General features: G+C 56.6%; 15 protein-coding genes and 1 riboswitch. Of the genes, 13 read left to right on the top strand and 2 right to left on the bottom strand.

What is annotated here, in order from left to right:
• The first annotated feature begins 263 nt into the window (after nt 1–263).
• From OGI63_RS06270 to OGI63_RS06230, 9 genes are all read left to right on the top strand, one after another.
• Entirely contained in the window at nt 264–671 is a 408-nt protein-coding gene (locus OGI63_RS06270) for a cupin domain-containing protein (protein ID WP_011743136.1), read from the top strand.
• 175 nt (nt 672–846) lie between these two features.
• A complete protein-coding gene (locus OGI63_RS06265) occupies nt 847–1,323 on the top strand; it encodes a MarR family winged helix-turn-helix transcriptional regulator (RefSeq protein ID WP_003809417.1) in 477 nt (158 codons plus the stop codon).
• Nucleotides 1,320–2,696, top strand: coding sequence for an MFS transporter (locus tag OGI63_RS06260; RefSeq protein WP_011743138.1), 1,377 nt, complete (start codon nt 1,320–1,322; stop codon nt 2,694–2,696). Before OGI63_RS06265 ends, OGI63_RS06260 begins: the two co-directional genes overlap by 4 nt.
• 59 nt (nt 2,697–2,755) lie before the next feature.
• A riboswitch (Fluoride riboswitch) is annotated at nt 2,756–2,833 on the top strand.
• A 94-nt stretch (nt 2,834–2,927) separates the two neighbouring features.
• Nucleotides 2,928–3,383, top strand: coding sequence for a FluC/FEX family fluoride channel (locus tag OGI63_RS06255; RefSeq protein WP_041777290.1), 456 nt, complete (start codon nt 2,928–2,930; stop codon nt 3,381–3,383).
• Complete coding sequence (locus OGI63_RS06250; protein ID WP_003809412.1) at nt 3,383–3,757, top strand: fluoride efflux transporter FluC; 375 nt, start codon at nt 3,383–3,385, stop codon at nt 3,755–3,757. Before OGI63_RS06255 ends, OGI63_RS06250 begins: the two co-directional genes overlap by 1 nt.
• A gap of 180 nt (nt 3,758–3,937) precedes the next feature.
• Complete coding sequence (locus tag OGI63_RS06245) at nt 3,938–4,555, top strand: MptD family putative ECF transporter S component (RefSeq protein WP_041777291.1); 618 nt, start codon at nt 3,938–3,940, stop codon at nt 4,553–4,555.
• A gap of 32 nt (nt 4,556–4,587) precedes the next feature.
• Nucleotides 4,588–5,241, top strand: a complete 654-nt coding sequence (locus tag OGI63_RS06240; RefSeq protein ID WP_230456865.1) for an energy-coupling factor transporter transmembrane component T — start codon at nt 4,588–4,590, stop codon at nt 5,239–5,241.
• A complete protein-coding gene (locus OGI63_RS06235) occupies nt 5,235–6,782 on the top strand; it encodes an ABC transporter ATP-binding protein (protein WP_011743141.1) in 1,548 nt (515 codons plus the stop codon). Before OGI63_RS06240 ends, OGI63_RS06235 begins: the two co-directional genes overlap by 7 nt.
• Nucleotides 6,767–7,435 (top strand): hypothetical protein, encoded by a 669-nt coding sequence (locus OGI63_RS06230; protein ID WP_011743142.1) that lies wholly within the window; start codon nt 6,767–6,769, stop codon nt 7,433–7,435. The genes OGI63_RS06235 and OGI63_RS06230 overlap by 16 nt, the downstream gene beginning before the upstream one ends.
• A 27-nt stretch (nt 7,436–7,462) precedes the next feature.
• On the opposite strand, the gene OGI63_RS06225 is transcribed toward OGI63_RS06230, so the two are convergent.
• Nucleotides 7,463–10,015, bottom strand: a complete 2,553-nt coding sequence (locus tag OGI63_RS06225; protein ID WP_011743143.1) for an excinuclease ABC subunit A — start codon at nt 10,013–10,015, stop codon at nt 7,463–7,465.
• A 23-nt stretch (nt 10,016–10,038) separates the two neighbouring features.
• Here OGI63_RS06225 and OGI63_RS06220 point away from each other — a divergent pair, with 23 nt between their 5' ends.
• The gene (locus tag OGI63_RS06220) at nt 10,039–10,452 is read left to right on the top strand and encodes a GNAT family N-acetyltransferase (protein WP_003809404.1); all 414 of its coding nucleotides are present in this window, start codon (nt 10,039–10,041) and stop codon (nt 10,450–10,452) included.
• A 103-nt stretch (nt 10,453–10,555) separates the two neighbouring features.
• Here the strand turns inward: OGI63_RS06220 and OGI63_RS06215 are convergent, their stop codons facing one another.
• Complete coding sequence (locus tag OGI63_RS06215) at nt 10,556–11,557, bottom strand: alpha/beta hydrolase (protein WP_011743144.1); 1,002 nt, start codon at nt 11,555–11,557, stop codon at nt 10,556–10,558.
• A 261-nt stretch (nt 11,558–11,818) separates the two neighbouring features.
• Between OGI63_RS06215 and OGI63_RS06210 the strand changes: the two genes are divergently transcribed.
• The 3 genes from OGI63_RS06210 to OGI63_RS06200 all read left to right on the top strand — a co-directional run bounded on the left by OGI63_RS06210 (nt 11,819) and on the right by OGI63_RS06200 (nt 14,737).
• Nucleotides 11,819–12,427: a 50S ribosomal protein L25/general stress protein Ctc gene (locus tag OGI63_RS06210; protein ID WP_033499439.1), complete on the top strand. Its 609-nt coding sequence runs from the start codon at nt 11,819–11,821 to the stop codon at nt 12,425–12,427.
• A gap of 247 nt (nt 12,428–12,674) precedes the next feature.
• Complete coding sequence (locus tag OGI63_RS06205; RefSeq protein WP_003809399.1) at nt 12,675–13,802, top strand: branched-chain amino acid aminotransferase; 1,128 nt, start codon at nt 12,675–12,677, stop codon at nt 13,800–13,802.
• A gap of 194 nt (nt 13,803–13,996) precedes the next feature.
• A complete protein-coding gene (locus tag OGI63_RS06200) occupies nt 13,997–14,737 on the top strand; it encodes a trimeric intracellular cation channel family protein (RefSeq protein WP_041777293.1) in 741 nt (246 codons plus the stop codon).
• Nucleotides 14,738–14,761: the final 24 nt, after the last annotated feature.

Below are 14,761 nucleotides of genomic sequence, written 5' to 3'. Positions count from 1 at the left end.
ACCGCCAAGGCAGACCTTGGAAACTTGGATGCCGGACCATCCCAGTGGGGCGTAGCTCATGTCAGTCATACTGAAGCTCTTCTGCCGTTGATGTTCGGAAGGTCAGCATATCCCGTTTCGATTGGCAGAACCAATACCTCGCATGAATGGTTTGATATGCAATCGACGCATGGAACGATATACCATACTCACATTGGACATTCTTTTTCGCCGGGCGTTGAATAGGGAACGGTACAGAGCATAAATGAAAGGACGGGTCGACAATGGAAAATCCGAGCGCATTCCCGATGGGAGAACCGAACGACGGCTTCGCGCAGTACTTCGTGGGACAGAGCTACCTTGCTCCGGTGCTCGAGACTCCGCAGATTGCCATCCATAACGTGACCTTCGAGCCGGGTTGCCGCAACAACTGGCACATCCATCACAACGCGGCGCAGGTACTCATCGCGGTCGGCGGTCGCGGTTACTACCAGATCGAGGGACAGGAGCCAAAGGAGCTCAAGGCCGGGCAGGCCGTCTGCATCCCCGCGGATACGAAGCACTGGCATGGCGCCGCCCCCGGCGAATCATGCTCGCATCTAGCCTTCATGGTCCCTGCGGGCGATCCGGCATCCATGAGCAACGAATGGCTCGAGCCGGTGGATGCCGAAGCCTACGGCAAACTTGCCTGAGGTCTGTTGTTCTTATATGGAGGGCCATCCTGCAAAAGTGGGATGGCCCTTTTTGTTGTTCAGGGCGATAACGGTTTGAAGCCTTGCGGCGAGTGGCGTCATGCGAGGAAATCCGCAAGCAGATTGTACAAGTAGCTTGTGTAAGTGCTATGGCGGCCAGCTGGAGGCAATCGAAATGGATACGAAAGACGAATATTCGACATCGGATGTCGCCATGGAATTGGCGATTGCGGTCAGCAGGCTGCAAGCTCGGATGAAGCATGAGGCCGGCATCGCGGAACGGGGCATCACCGCTTCGCAGCTTGCCATGTTGAAGCGGCTGGATACCGAGGGAGAACTGTCGGTATCGACTTTGGCCGCGTACGAACACGTATCGCAACAGGCCATCACCCAGCGTCTTGAACTACTGAGGTCCACAGGGTATGTCACACAGCATGCCGATTCGAAAGATCGTCGTCGTCGACTGGTCGGCTTGACCGATGAAGGACATGCGTTCCTCGCCCACGTAACCGCTAGCCAAACAACTTGGCTGGCGCATGCCATCGAATATGCATTGGATGACGGCGAGCGCGGGGACCTCGCCGCTGCGACCACATTGATCGAACGCATCGCCGCCACGGAATCGCTGCCGACGGGAGGCGACACGCGATGAAGACGGCTGATAAGACAAGAGAAACTCCCGCGTTTCCCAAGACCTTCATCATGGCGATGATATTTGGGGTCGGTCTCAACCCTGTCAACAGCACGCTTATCTCGACGGCGCTCGCACCGATTTCACATGATTTGCGGATTGATGCCGGAAGGGCGACCCTGCTGATATCTGCGCTGTACCTGACATGTGCCATCGCGCAGCCGACGGCGGGCAAGCTTTCTGAGATCATTGGTCCTCGCTCGGTGTTCATGGCCGGTGCGGCATTGGTCATGATTGGAGGACTACTGGGTGGTTTCGCTCCGAATCTCGGCGTGCTGCTGACGTCGCGTGTGCTTATTGGTGCGGGCACATCCTGTGGCTATCCTGCTGCCATGCTGCTGGTTCGCAGACGGGCCGATCGCATGGGATTGGCGGAACCGCCTTCGTTGGTCCTTTCCATTCTCGCTATGGTGGGACTGGTGCTCATCGCTGTCGGTCCACCGTTGGGCGGCCTGTTGGTCACCTTTTTGGGATGGCGCTCCACCTTCTTCGTCAACGTGTTGGTCGGCATCATCACGATTGTGCTGGGATTGGCAAGCATCGAGCCCGATGCGAAGCATGAACATCGCATGACCGTATCCTTCTTCATCGCGCATCTCGATGTCATGGGTCTGTTGCTATTCTCCATCACAATCAGCGCGCTGCTGATTGTTCTTATGAGTTTGCCTACTTTCGACAAGGTGTCCGGTTGCGTCACTGTCATCGCTTTGTTGGCTTTTGTCGCGTGGGAGTTGCATGCGGCAACGCCTTTCGTCGATGTGCGTTCACTCGCGGCGGATAGTGTGATGACGTTGAATTTTCTGCGTGCGATGCTCACCATGCTTGGCGCTTATGTGGTCATGTACGCCTTGCCCCAGTGGCTGGAGGATGCCTGCCATATGAACGCCGGTGTTTCCGGCATGTTCATCATTCCGATGGGGGTGGTGGCGACAGTGGCTTCGTTATCCATCGCGAAGAAGCCGATAGTGCGCCTGCCGTTGATGGTGTGCTGTTCGGCGATGGTGACGGTGGGCATGTTGTTGACTTGCACGTCATCCGCTGGCATGGTCGTATTGCCGTTGACCGCCTCCGCTGTCGCGGGACTGGTGTTGGGACTCAGCATGTCGACCAGTCAGACCGTGCTATATCGCCGAGCGGCATCCGAGCATATTGGCACGTCGTCTGGTCTGCTGCGCACGTCCATCTATATCGGGTCTATCGGTGCGTCCTCATTGAGTGGCGTGTTCTTCGGTGAGACGGTCACTGATGGAGGGCTCCACGGCATTGGCATCACAGTTGCGGTTTTGGGGGTCGCCGCGCTATTGGCAACGGTTATGGATCGTACGTTGCGGTAGTCCGGGGAAGTTGTCCGCATCGTGAATGATGGTACGGATGGCCTCGCGTGCCGGATATACTGGACTGCGGTGATGGGACTCGCCTGAAGCCGTTACAGGCTTCGAACCGCAAACCCGCTGATGGTTCCTACGACATAGGGTGTGCTGTACCTTATGGCTTTCAGCGGTTGTGGCATCGCCATTCTTCCATGTCTGTCATATTGGTTCGGCACCTCGCTGGAAAGAAGATACATGGCACGACAACATATCATTCGAGTCGATCTCATATGCGTGGTGTTCCTTGGGGGATGCATCGGAACCGCATTACGCTACGCTTGTTCGGTCATTCCCGACTGCGGCGCATTCCATATCGGCACATTCGCGGCGAATATGGCCGCCTGCTTCGTATACGCGGCGCTTTCGGCATGGCTGGGAGGAACCCGCAGAATCGTGGGACGCGCGAAGGAATATGTGAACCGTGGATGTGGCATGGGCATGTGTGGAGGATTGTCCACCATGTCCACTCTCGCCCTCGAGGAATTCACTATGCTGCATGACGGCAAAGCCATGGATTGTGCGGCGTATTGTTGCACGACCTTCATCGTGGGCTGTCTGCTGGCATACGTTGGCGCGCATGTCGGGCTGCGGTTTGCCGGTACTGAGCATAACGATGGTGATCGCCATGCCATGGGCAAGGAGGCGGACTGATGAATAATGCGGTCATCGCCGTATCGGTGTGCCTGTGTGGTGGTCTCGGCGCCGCCGCAAGGTATGTTTGTGATTCCGTTATCAAAGCTTCTTGGCATAAGGCATTTCCTTTGTCGACCTTTGTGATCAACAGTATTGCCGGATTCCTGGCAGGCGTGATTGCAGGTCTGTACTCACGCCGGTTTCTGTCGGATCCCGCGCATGTGATGTTGGCGACCGGCTTCCTTGGTGGATTCTCCACATTCTCCACCATGATGAACGAATCCGTGACGTTGTTGCGCGGTGGGCGGATCACCGTGTTCGTGGGATATGTGCTGACGTCGGTGGTGGTTCCTGTGATGGCCGCGGCATTGGGATATTGCCTTGTCGTCTGAGACTGGAGCGAGGACGTTGACTCGGGGCGTCGTTTCATTGTCTCTGGGTATGGATGGTTTATGGATTACCGCGACGCGGATTGGATAGTTTTCCATGAAAACGAGGAAAAACTATTGTCTTTTCCGTGTTTCCTCGATACATTGGTGGCTGGCCGCCCATGACAATCGAAAGGACTGACCATGACGCAGCAGGGCATGTCGACCAAGTCGAGGCATCTGACCATTCCCGATCTCATCACGATAGGTGTGTTCACTGCCTTGTATTTCGTGCTGGTCGCCGTGGCCACGCTGTTCAGTTCCGTGGCTTTGATGGGATTCGGCATGATTCTTCTGCCTGCGGTCGCCGCATTGATCTGTGGTTGCGTATATATGCTCCTGGTTGCCAAGGTCGGAAAATTCGGCGCGATTAGCGTGATGGGCATCGTCGTCGGATTGTTCTTGTTCGTATCCGGACATTTCATCCTTTCCCTTGCTGCGAGCATCGTGTTTCCGGTCATCGCTGATGCCATCGCTCGCGCCGGGGACTATCGGAGCAAGACAGGTATCCTGGCGAGTTATGTCGTGTTCTGCTATGGGCTGACCGGTCCGATTCTGCCGTTGTGGTTCATGAAGGATGCCTATGTGGCCAGTCTGCAGGCCCGTGGCAAGGACTCGTCCTATATCGATGGTGTGTTCGCACATGTCAATACCGGCACGTTTTTCATTGCCATGATAGCGGTACTGGTATGTGCGTTGCTCGGAGGCTGGTTTGGGCAGCGTATGCTGAAGAAGCATTTTGCGAAGACCGGCATCATCTGATGGCCCTGGACCCAAGAACCAAACTGTACCTAGTGGCATTGGCCAACCTGTTGCTGTTCTTCCATGTCGACGTGGTTGTGGAGTCGCTTACAGTATTGCTGCTTCTTCTGCCACTGCTCGGCGCGGGACGATGGGCGGCTGCGGTACGCTTCGGTTGCATCTATGTATTGCTACTGGTGGGGACTTGGGCATCGACGCTTGACGATGGCGGCAGCTGGTTGCATATGCTTGGTTTGCTTTGTGTCGGCATCCGGATGATGATGCCTTGTCTGATTGCCGGCATATACGCATTCACCACGACTACGGCCAGTCAATTCGTGTGTGCCCTGCGGCGCATGCGCATTCCGGAGACGATTGTGATTCCATGTGTGGTGTGCATCCGGTTCTTCCCGACAATCCATGACGATTACCATCAGATTCGTGACGCGATGGCATTACGTGGCATCGCCCAGGGGACATTCGCCCTGCTCCGTCATCCGGCTCAGTCTTTGGAATACATCCTGATGCCGTTGTTGATGAACGCTACGGGGGTCGCCCAGGATTTGTCCGTAGCCGCACTGACCAAAGGAATCGGCATTCGCGGGCCTCATACATGTCATACCGAAATCCGCATGCATGGCATTGATTGGGCATGGATGGTCATCTGCACGGTTCCTCTGGCATTGGGCATTGGAGGAGCATGGTGAGTATCGGAAGTGATATCAATCGGATAGTCGCATGGACGCAACGGTGCTCATTCGCATATCATGCTGATGAAGCTGCTGAGGTCGATGCGCTGAATGACATCAGCTGTGCCATACCGCAAGGCGAGATTGCCATCTTATGTGGACAAAGCGGCTGTGGCAAAACCACGTACACACGTTTGCTCAATGGTCTGATACCTGGTTTCTATTCCGGCGATTTGCAGGGCATCCATATGACGTGCGGAATCCGCGCCGGATTGGCTCCTGTGGAAAGCTATGTGGGACAGGTGGGCAGCGTATTCCAGAATCCGAAGACGCAGTATTTCAATGCCGATTCCACCGATGAGCTGGCATTCCCCTGCGAGAATACGGGCATGTCTCCCGCGCGGATTCGGCAACGCGTGCATGATGTCGCGGAGCAGTTTCACATCAGGCATCTATTAGGTCGTAGGATCATGACGCTTTCAGGTGGCCAGAAGCAACAGCTTGCTGTCGCGGCATCGACCATGCTGGCTCCTGGACTCATCGTTATGGATGAGCCGACAAGTAATTTAGATATGGTGGCGATTCGCAGGCTGCATGACATGGTCTCCCGATTGAGAGCTGATGGAATGACCATCGTCATTGCCGAACACCGTCTTGCATGGTGCGCGGATTTAGCGGACCGTTTCATAGTGTTCGATCACGGTACGATTCTCGGTGAATATGAGGCGTCCGATTTTCTGGCGATGTCCGAACAGCGCGTCGCGGCATTAGGATTGCGCGCCCTCGATGACAGACCATACAGGCTTGCCGTGCATCGTAAACTCCAACATGGAGGCATTGCGCCCGACGAGGACAAGCGACAGGTCGTCATTGGTGTGCGCGGCCTGAGTGTAGGCCATACAAAGCGGGGACTTCTAGGCCGCAAGACACCCGTATTCGCACGTGATATTCCCGATTTCGACATTCACGAGGGTGAGATTCTTGGCCTTATGGGGTCGAACGGGGTTGGCAAAAGCACTTTGGCACGTACGCTATGCGGTCTTGCCGCTCCGTTGAACGGCATGGTGCTATTGAATGGGACGAAAGCGAGCCGCGGCGCTTTGACTCGTGCCGGATTTCTCGTCATGCAGGACGTCAATTACCAGCTCTTCTCCGATAGTGTTCGGGAAGAGGCATTACTGGGACTTGATGGGATGGATGACGCTGTGCGTGACCGATGCGATGCTGTGCTACGAGACCTCGACCTATTGGATTCCGTGCAGCGCCACCCGATGAGTTTATCCGGCGGTCAAAAGCAGAGGCTGGCTATAGCCTGCGCTTTGATGAGCGATAAGCGATTCATTGTTTTGGACGAACCGACCAGCGGACTGGACCGGTTGCATATGACCCAAGTCGGCGGACTTCTGCGAAAGCTCGCGGACCGTGGCAAAGCGGTGTTGGTCGTAACACATGATTATGAGCTTGCAGCGCTATGGTGCGACCGCATCATAGCGCTGGAAGACGAACTGCATAACGAACAGGGAGAAGAAGAGGATCGTCTGGCATGGACTTCAATGTGAACGATTGGCTGGGAGACTGGATTAGCTTCGAACATTTGATCAACAATCATGACCCGAACCTTGACCGGGCTTGGAAGGATTCGACGAAAGCCATGCGATCCAAGCCGCTGTTCGCGATCATGATGCTCGGCGATGCGCGACGCTTCTGGGCAAAAGCCTGCAAAACCTCGGGCAAGGAGTGGCGATTCCGCATTGGTGGATGGCATATCGAGCAGCCGTCCGCAGTTGGCGACGATGATGCTGTCGCAGGCTTTAACCTGACTTGGCTGGACGAAAAACGCACCCCCATCACAACACATGAATATCGGCTCGATCATGTGCACGACAAGGGGCTGGAAGGCAAACCCTGCTATGTGTTCCACGCTAGCGATGCCGGTGCCTCCGATCCCTTCGCCGTACTCATCGCGATGGAGCCCATGCCTGAACGCTCCGCGCTCAGACACGGGGGACTGCTCAGTCATCTGCATTTTCAATATGCCTCTGATGAAGGCGAACTCATCAAAGGTACTGGCAAACAAGCCACGCTCCGCCATCGCATGTGGTATCCCACCATGTGCGCCGCTGAAGGGACGTTACTTGATCAATGCAACATCGTACGTGCGCTGCATCATCTTCAAGCATGGCGGGAACTGCCTGTCCCATCATCAGACTGACTGCAGATGCCCGAAGATGGGACAATATCAGCATTGCGACGATTGTAGGTATCGTCCAGTGACGCTTTCCGGACATGCGGCGATCCGAGAAGGCGCTCCCTCGCATACTACGCGTCCGCCTGCTTCACCGCCGCCCGGTCCCATATCCACCACATAGTCCGCATTGGCAATCACGTCCAAATCATGTTCGATGACGACCACCGTCGCGCCATTCGCTACAAGTTCATCAAATACGTGCAGCAGCACGCGAACATCAAGCGGATGCAAGCCGATTGTCGGCTCATCGAACACGAATACCGCATCATGCTGTTTCCGCCCCATCTCGCTGGCCAATTTCAAACGCTGGGCCTCACCGCCCGACAGCGCGGGAGTTGGCTCGCCCAACGCAAGATAGCCCAAACCCAATTCATGCAACGTGGCAAGCTTCGTTTGGATCGGTTTGACATCTCGTAAGACAGGCATGGCATCGTCGACGGTCATTGTCATTAACTGCGGCATCGAATACGCCACTCCGTCGGTGCAGGGGAGCTTCAGCTCGGCGATTGCATCGGAATACCGCGAGCCATGGCATGCCGGGCATTCGATATCGACGTCAGGCAGGAACTGCACGTCGAGCGAAATCGATCCCGTGCCGTCGCACGTCGCGCAACGCAGCTTGCCAGTGTTATAGGAGAATGCCCCCGCTTTCAGACCGATGGTCCGCGCAGCATCTGTTTTTGCGAACGCGCGTCGAAGATCGTCATGGACGCCGCAATATGTAGCGACGGTGGAACGTATGTTCGCGCCGATAGGCGTGGCATCGATAAGATGCGCCTTGGACACACCGTCCGCCTCGAGGAGCCGCACCTGCGTCGGCTGCGGCGACCTGTCGATCCGCGACTGCAAAGCGGGCATCAACATCTCCAGTACCATCGTCGTCTTGCCGGAACCGGATACCCCTGTTACGGCGGTCAGCCGTCCACGGGGAATATCTACCGATAACGGGCCGACGGTATGCAGACGGTCGGTTTCCATATGAATTCGTCCTGCGGAGAAGATTTCATGGGCGTCAATGTTGTCACGCACACGGTCATGAACGTTGCCACCCTGGGCAAGGAACGGCGCGATGCGCGATTCGCGGGTATCAATCACCTGCGGCACCGTTCCCTGCGCAATCACCTGACCGCCCTTTGCGCCGGCACCTGGCCCCATCTCGATGAGATAATCGGTTTCGGCCAGCACCCGAGTGTCATGATCGACCACTACCACGGAATTGCCATCAGCCACCAGGTCACGCATGACACCGAGCAGTCCGTCGACATTCGCGGGATGCAACCCAATCGACGGCTCATCCAGCACATATAACACGCCTGTGGTGCGATTGCGCACGGCGCGGGCAAGCTGCACGCGTTGGCGCTCGCCGGTGGACAGTGTGGCTCCGGCGCGGTCCAAGGACAGATACCCGAGACCGAGTTCCAATAAACGCCGTGACGTATTGAGGAACGATTCACAGATGGCGCTCGCCATGGTGCGCATATGTGGTTCCAGCGATTCCGGCACGGACCCTACCCAGGAAACGAGTGCGTCCAGAGACATCGCGGTTGCCTGAGCCAGATTGATGTCTCTGATACGTGGCTGGCGGGCGCGTTCGGAAAGTCTGGTCCCTCCGCAATCGCTGCAGGGACGCTCTTTGAGGAACCTCGCAACACGTTTAAGCCCTTTTTCGTCCTTGGCTTTGGTGAGGGCGTTCTCCACGGTGTATACGGCGTTGTAGTACGTGAAGTCGAGTTCGGCGAAATCGTCGCCTTTTTTCGGCTTGTATAGGATGTGCTTCTTGATGGCTGGGCCGGCGAACACGATATCTCGTTCTTGTTCGGTGAGTTGGTTGAACGGTACGTTGGTACGTACTCCCATGGCCCCGCATACTTGCTTCATCAAATCCCACATCAACGATCCCCACGGCAGCACGGCTCCCTCGTCAATGCTTTTCGACTCATCCGGTACCAAGGCGGAACGGTCGACTTCCCTCATGATTCCGGTGCCTGAGCATGTCGGACACGCGCCCGCGGCGTTGAATGCGAGATCCTCCGCTGATGGCGGATGCATGAGTCCGCCGCAGAACGTGCAATGCATCGGAAGCTCGGCGGCAACGTTCATCGTGGGTTGGTTGCGTGCTCCGCAGTGTTCGCACACGTGCGATCCGATCCGGGAGAACAGGAGGCGCAGACTGTTGAGCAGTTCGCTCATTGTGCCGAACGTGGAACGGACTCCAGGCACTGATGGACGCTGATGCAGTGCCAATGCCGCCGGAATATGACGCACCTCGTCGACGGTTGCGCGGCTTGCCTGGGTCATACGTCTTCTTGTATAGGTCGATAGCGCTTCCAGATAGCGTCGTGATCCCTCCGCGTACAGCACGCCAAGCGCGAGGGAGCTTTTTCCTGAGCCTGAGATTCCGGCTATGCCGACCATGCTGTTGAGCGGGATGTCGATGTCGACGTCTTTCAGATTATGTACGTGGGCTCCGCGCACTTCGATACATGAGGGGAGTGGCCGAGACACTTGTGTTTCGTATGCAAAGATAGAAGGAGACGGTTTCATACCGGCAATTCTATGCTTGCCATATGGTTATCACATATACGGATGAAAAGAAATTCACCAAGGAACAGACCCAGCGACTGTTTCTTTCAGTCGGCTGGGTGTCCGGTCAATATCCTGAACGGTTGCATAAGGCGTTGATGGGGTCATCCACCGTATTCAGCGCATGGGATGGCGAACGTCTGGTGGGTCTGGTGCGAGTGCTTGATGACACGGAGATGGTGGCATACATGCACTATGTGCTGGTCGATCCTGAATACCAAGGGCGCGGCATTGCCGGACATCTTGTCGGCATGGTCAAGCAGCGGTACCACGATTACCTGTATATCGAGGTTATGCCTGAGGAAAGCAAGAATGCCACGTTCTATGAGAAGCATGGATTCCATATTATGGAGGATGGCGTCGCCATGCAGATATGCAATCCGGGAGAACGGCACTGACGGAACGGGCATCGGGCATGTCTTGAGAACTTCGGGCGGTGAGGGGCGCCATCTTTCGCCGGAGGCGTTTCCATTACCGCTTATATTTTTTGGGGTTCGGCTGTCAGATCTTGAATGAACGACGGATGAATCCGTATACGGTGTCCCAGTAGCGTTTCGGATCCACGGCGGAGCTTTCCATATGATCGGCGTCCGGAACCAGCAGACGTTCGCGGTCGATGCTGGAGCAGGCGTTGTAGTTCATGTCGAGGAAACGTGGGCTGACCATGCGGTCCTTTCCTCCATGGATGAACAGCATCGGAATGACCGTATGCCGCAATGACGGTATGCAGGACGCTTCGGTGAAATCATAGCCGGCACGGCGCTTGCAGATCAGACCCGCCGCGTCCACACATGCCGAGGCGAGAAGCTTTGGCATGTGGAACATGCCTCGCGCGCTGTCTATGAATTCCATGCGGGCGGAAGTGTATCCGCTTTCAGCGATTGCCGCGATGACATTGCGTGGCAGTTCCGGCGTGCCGGTCGTCATCATCACCGTCGTGGCTCCCATGGATCCTCCGAATAGGAGAATGCGTGCTTGATCGTCGCTATCCACAATCAGCCGTATCCAATCAAGCAGATCATTGCGCTCCAACCATCCCATGCCTACATATCGTCCTTCGCTCAGATCCTGGGCCCGTTGGGATGGTGTGAGGACGGTGAAGCCCATGCGGGCATAGCGGTGTGCCCATTTGGCTTGTTCTTCAGGGGCTCCGGTATAGCCATGCACGCAGATGGCATATATATGCGGCGTCGGGTCGATGCAATCCGGATCGAAGAGCCAGCCATGCAGCTTAAGCCCATCGCGGCTGGTGATGGATACCGGCTGTTTCGTTTCGGAAAACCATTGCCCGGCCTCTTTGGCCTCGCCTTGGTTCATCTTTCCCTCGCGATCCGGAGCGATCAGCGCCTGATGGAAAATGGAATGCTTCCACTGCGTGTCGATGGCAAAGCGGAACAGCATATGTGCTGACGCCGCGAGCAATCCCGTCGCTGCGACGGTCGTGACGCCAGTCGCGAGCTGAATGTTGCGGATGAGCGCGGAATGGTCATGCGTCGTTGCCATTTTCTGATTCCTTACCACTGGTTGGTGCTTGTCTGACTACGATTGTACGTGGGTTTGCGCATAGTCCGCGTTTTATGCACCTTGCTCCTCTGATTGCAGGGAAATGTCAGCGGCACCATGTATACTAGATAACTGTTGTCTTGGCGAGGGAGGTTCCGCCTCCGTTATCGACTTGGCGTATGATATGAAACTCCTTGGGTTTTCTATGCGGCTCGTCGGTGCGCCGAAACATAAGAACGATGTATCAAGGAGATATTGATTATGGCTACCACCATCACTCTTGAAGGTGCTGCTCGTACCGAGTTCGGCAAGGGCGCTGCCCGCCGCATGCGCGTCGCGAACCTCATCCCGGCCACCGTTTACGCGGGTGGCGAGGATCCGACCTTCGTGCAGCTGCCGATGAAGGAGACCACTCTGGCTCTGCGTCACACCAACGCCCTGTTCACCATCAAGTATGGTGACGAGACCAAGATGGCCGTTGTCAAGGACGTCCAGCGCAACCCGGTGAAGCGCATCGTCGAGCATGTCGATTTCTACGAGGTCAAGGCCGGCGAGAAGATCGACGTCGAGGTGCCGGTGTTCGTTGAGGGTACTCCGAAGGGCGCTGCCGTCGCGTTCGTCGACATCCAGGAGCTCAAGGTCCGCGCCGATGTGGCCAACCTGCCGGAGAAGATCGTGGTCAACGTTGATGGCCTGACCGATGGTTCCAAGGTCTTCGCCAAGGACGTTGTGCTGCCGGAAGGCGTCGTACTCGATGTCGAGGATCCGGAAGAATCCGTCGTCACCGTCGAGGTGCCGGAAGATGCCGCACCGGTTGAGGCCGCTCCGGCTGCTGACGCCGCTGCCGCTCCGGCTGCTGACGCTGAGTGAGATCGTTGCTCAAGCTGATTTGATTCCGATATGCCTGCCATATCGGTAGTACAAGGTCCCTGTGTGTGAAAACACGTGGGGACCTTTGCGTTTCCTTATGTTTCTTGCTATCTCATATCGCGAACGCCGGTTATCGAAAGCGTTTATGGTGTGAGAAAGTACATACCAGAACCCGGCGCCACAAGCGCCGGAGACCAATAACCGCTGGCCGCCTTTGGGTGGCTGATGCAACTAGAAGAAGTAAAGAATGACTGAACAGAATCATCACGATCCGGCGGAGCTTGACAAGCTCGCTGAGAAGTTCACCGTGCTCCCGAACGACAATCCGGCATCCGACGCCAAGCGCGCCGAACTCATCGACAAGCCGGCCTTCGGTCAGGTCTTCTCCGACAATATGGCCCACATGACCTGGACCAAGGGTGAAGGCTGGTCCGACCGTCGCATCGAGCCGTACGCGCCGCTGAAGATGGATCCGGGCGCATCTGTTCTGCATTACGCCCAGGAATGCTTCGAAGGTCTGAAGGCCTACCGTCACGCCGACGGCTCCACCTGGCTGTTCCGCCCGGACGCGAACGCCGAGCGTTTCCAGAACTCCGCCAAGCGCCTGTACCTGCCGGAACTGCCGATCGACGACTTCATCGGCTCTGTCGCGGCACTGGTCAAGCGTGATGTGAACTGGGTTCCGTCCCGTCGCGAATACACGCTGTACATGCGTCCGTTCATGTTCGCTTCCGAGCCGTTCCTTGGTGTGCGCGCTCCGCAGGAAGTGGATTATTGCGTGATCGCCTCCCCGTCCGGCCCGTACTTCCCGGGCGGCGTGAAGCCGGTCAGCATCTGGGTCGAGGACAAGTGGTTCCGCACCGGCCCTGGCGGCACTGGCTTCGCCAAGTGCGGCGGCAACTACGCAGCCTCTCTGCTCGGTGAATACACCGGCATCGACCATGGCTGCCAGCAGGTGTGCTTCGTCGACGCCGCCACCAAGACCTACCTGGAGGAGCTTGGCGGCATGAACATGATGGTCGTGCACAAGGACGGCCACGTGGAAACCCCGTCCCTGACCGGCAACATCCTGCCGGGCGTGACCCGCCGCTCCCTGATCCAGCTCATCCAGGACAACGGCCACGATGTGGTCGAGACCATGATCGCCCTGGATCAGCTGCTTGAGGACATCAAGTCCGGCGAAGTCACCGAGGTGTTCGCCTGCGGTACCGCCGCCATCATCACCCCGATCGGTCGCTTCAAGTCCGAGAAGTTCGATGTGACCGTCGCCGACGGCGGTTCCGGCGAGTTCACCCTCGCACTGCGCAACCAGCTGCTCGGCATCCAGCTTGGCGAGATCGAAGACCCACACAACTGGATGTGGAAGGTCTGCTGATTTTCCCGTTAGCGATTATTAGCTGACATATAGCTGTAATGGCCGCCGGAGGGTGGCGCGTGCTTCAGGCCAAGTTCACATGGTCTGACAATGTACGTGCCGCCCTCCGGCTCTTTTATTGCAGCTCTTGCCCCATATTGTGCTATTTTTAACAGCTGGTTGGAAAAGAAATATGTGAGGGAAGGGGAGTGGCCATGGAAGTGGCGCTGGAAAGCAACGGCTTCTTCATAGGTATCGAATATCTGGCGACCTTCTGCTGCGGCATGGTCGGCGGGCTCGCCGCCGTACGCAAAGGCTATGATATTTTTGCGATTCTTGTCACCACATGGCTCACCGCATTGGGTGGCGGCATCATTCGTGATGTGCTGCTCGGAGCGCTTCCTCCCGCAGGCGTCTCCGACAAAGGGCTGGTGATCACCGCACTGCTCGCAGCTGTGGCCGTAGCCATCATTTATCCCGAAGTCGACAAGCTCAAATGGTCCATGCTGTCATTGGACGCGCTGGCATTGGGCCTTTACGCCGTCAACGGCACATCCAAAGCCATGATGTACCACATGTCCGGCACCACGGCAGTGTTCCTGGGCATGTTCACGGCACTTGGCGGCGGACTCATCCGTGACATGCTCATCAACGAGGTGCCCATGGTGATCCGCGACAAGCATTGGTACGCGGTGCCTTCAGCCGTTGGATGCGTATTGACGGTACTCGTATGTAAAGGAGTGAACGAGGGAATCGTCAGTTTTCCCGCCGAAGTCGTGCTTGATGTGCTGATTGTAGTGCTGGTGGTGGCCATGCGGCTTATCTCCGTGTTTTTCGACATTCAATTGCCGGGGGCTTTGGCCAGGCATAACACCTACCTGCCGAGCGAAGCCAAATATCTCAAACGTCCGGTCATCCATCCCGATCGGAATGATGACGATATCAAGCGTAAGTGAGCATTTTCAACAGAGCACGAAATG

Source organism: Bifidobacterium sp. KRGSERBCFTRI (genome assembly GCF_025908335.1).
The sequence above is the reverse complement of the archived record's forward strand: the minus strand, read 5'-3'. Positions and strand labels throughout refer to the sequence as shown.

Excerpts from the sequence above, each read along its gene's own strand:
- OGI63_RS06230 (WP_011743142.1), top strand. The coding sequence starts at position 6,767 with ATGGACTTCAATGTGAACGATTGGCTGGGAGACTGGATTAGCTTCGAA.
- OGI63_RS06270 (WP_011743136.1), top strand. The coding sequence starts at position 264 with ATGGAAAATCCGAGCGCATTCCCGATGGGAGAACCGAACGACGGCTTC.
- OGI63_RS06245 (WP_041777291.1), top strand. The coding sequence starts at position 3,938 with ATGACGCAGCAGGGCATGTCGACCAAGTCGAGGCATCTGACCATTCCC.
- OGI63_RS06250 (WP_003809412.1), top strand. The coding sequence starts at position 3,383 with ATGAATAATGCGGTCATCGCCGTATCGGTGTGCCTGTGTGGTGGTCTC.
- OGI63_RS06210 (WP_033499439.1), top strand. The coding sequence starts at position 11,819 with ATGGCTACCACCATCACTCTTGAAGGTGCTGCTCGTACCGAGTTCGGC.
- OGI63_RS06220 (WP_003809404.1), top strand. The coding sequence starts at position 10,039 with ATGGTTATCACATATACGGATGAAAAGAAATTCACCAAGGAACAGACC.
- OGI63_RS06235 (WP_011743141.1), top strand. The coding sequence starts at position 5,235 with ATGGTGAGTATCGGAAGTGATATCAATCGGATAGTCGCATGGACGCAA.
- OGI63_RS06225 (WP_011743143.1), bottom strand. The coding sequence starts at position 10,015 with ATGAAACCGTCTCCTTCTATCTTTGCATACGAAACACAAGTGTCTCGG.
- OGI63_RS06260 (WP_011743138.1), top strand. The coding sequence starts at position 1,320 with ATGAAGACGGCTGATAAGACAAGAGAAACTCCCGCGTTTCCCAAGACC.
- OGI63_RS06265 (WP_003809417.1), top strand. The coding sequence starts at position 847 with ATGGATACGAAAGACGAATATTCGACATCGGATGTCGCCATGGAATTG.
- OGI63_RS06215 (WP_011743144.1), bottom strand. The coding sequence starts at position 11,557 with ATGGCAACGACGCATGACCATTCCGCGCTCATCCGCAACATTCAGCTC.
- OGI63_RS06205 (WP_003809399.1), top strand. The coding sequence starts at position 12,675 with ATGACTGAACAGAATCATCACGATCCGGCGGAGCTTGACAAGCTCGCT.
- OGI63_RS06255 (WP_041777290.1), top strand. The coding sequence starts at position 2,928 with ATGGCACGACAACATATCATTCGAGTCGATCTCATATGCGTGGTGTTC.
- OGI63_RS06200 (WP_041777293.1), top strand. The coding sequence starts at position 13,997 with ATGGAAGTGGCGCTGGAAAGCAACGGCTTCTTCATAGGTATCGAATAT.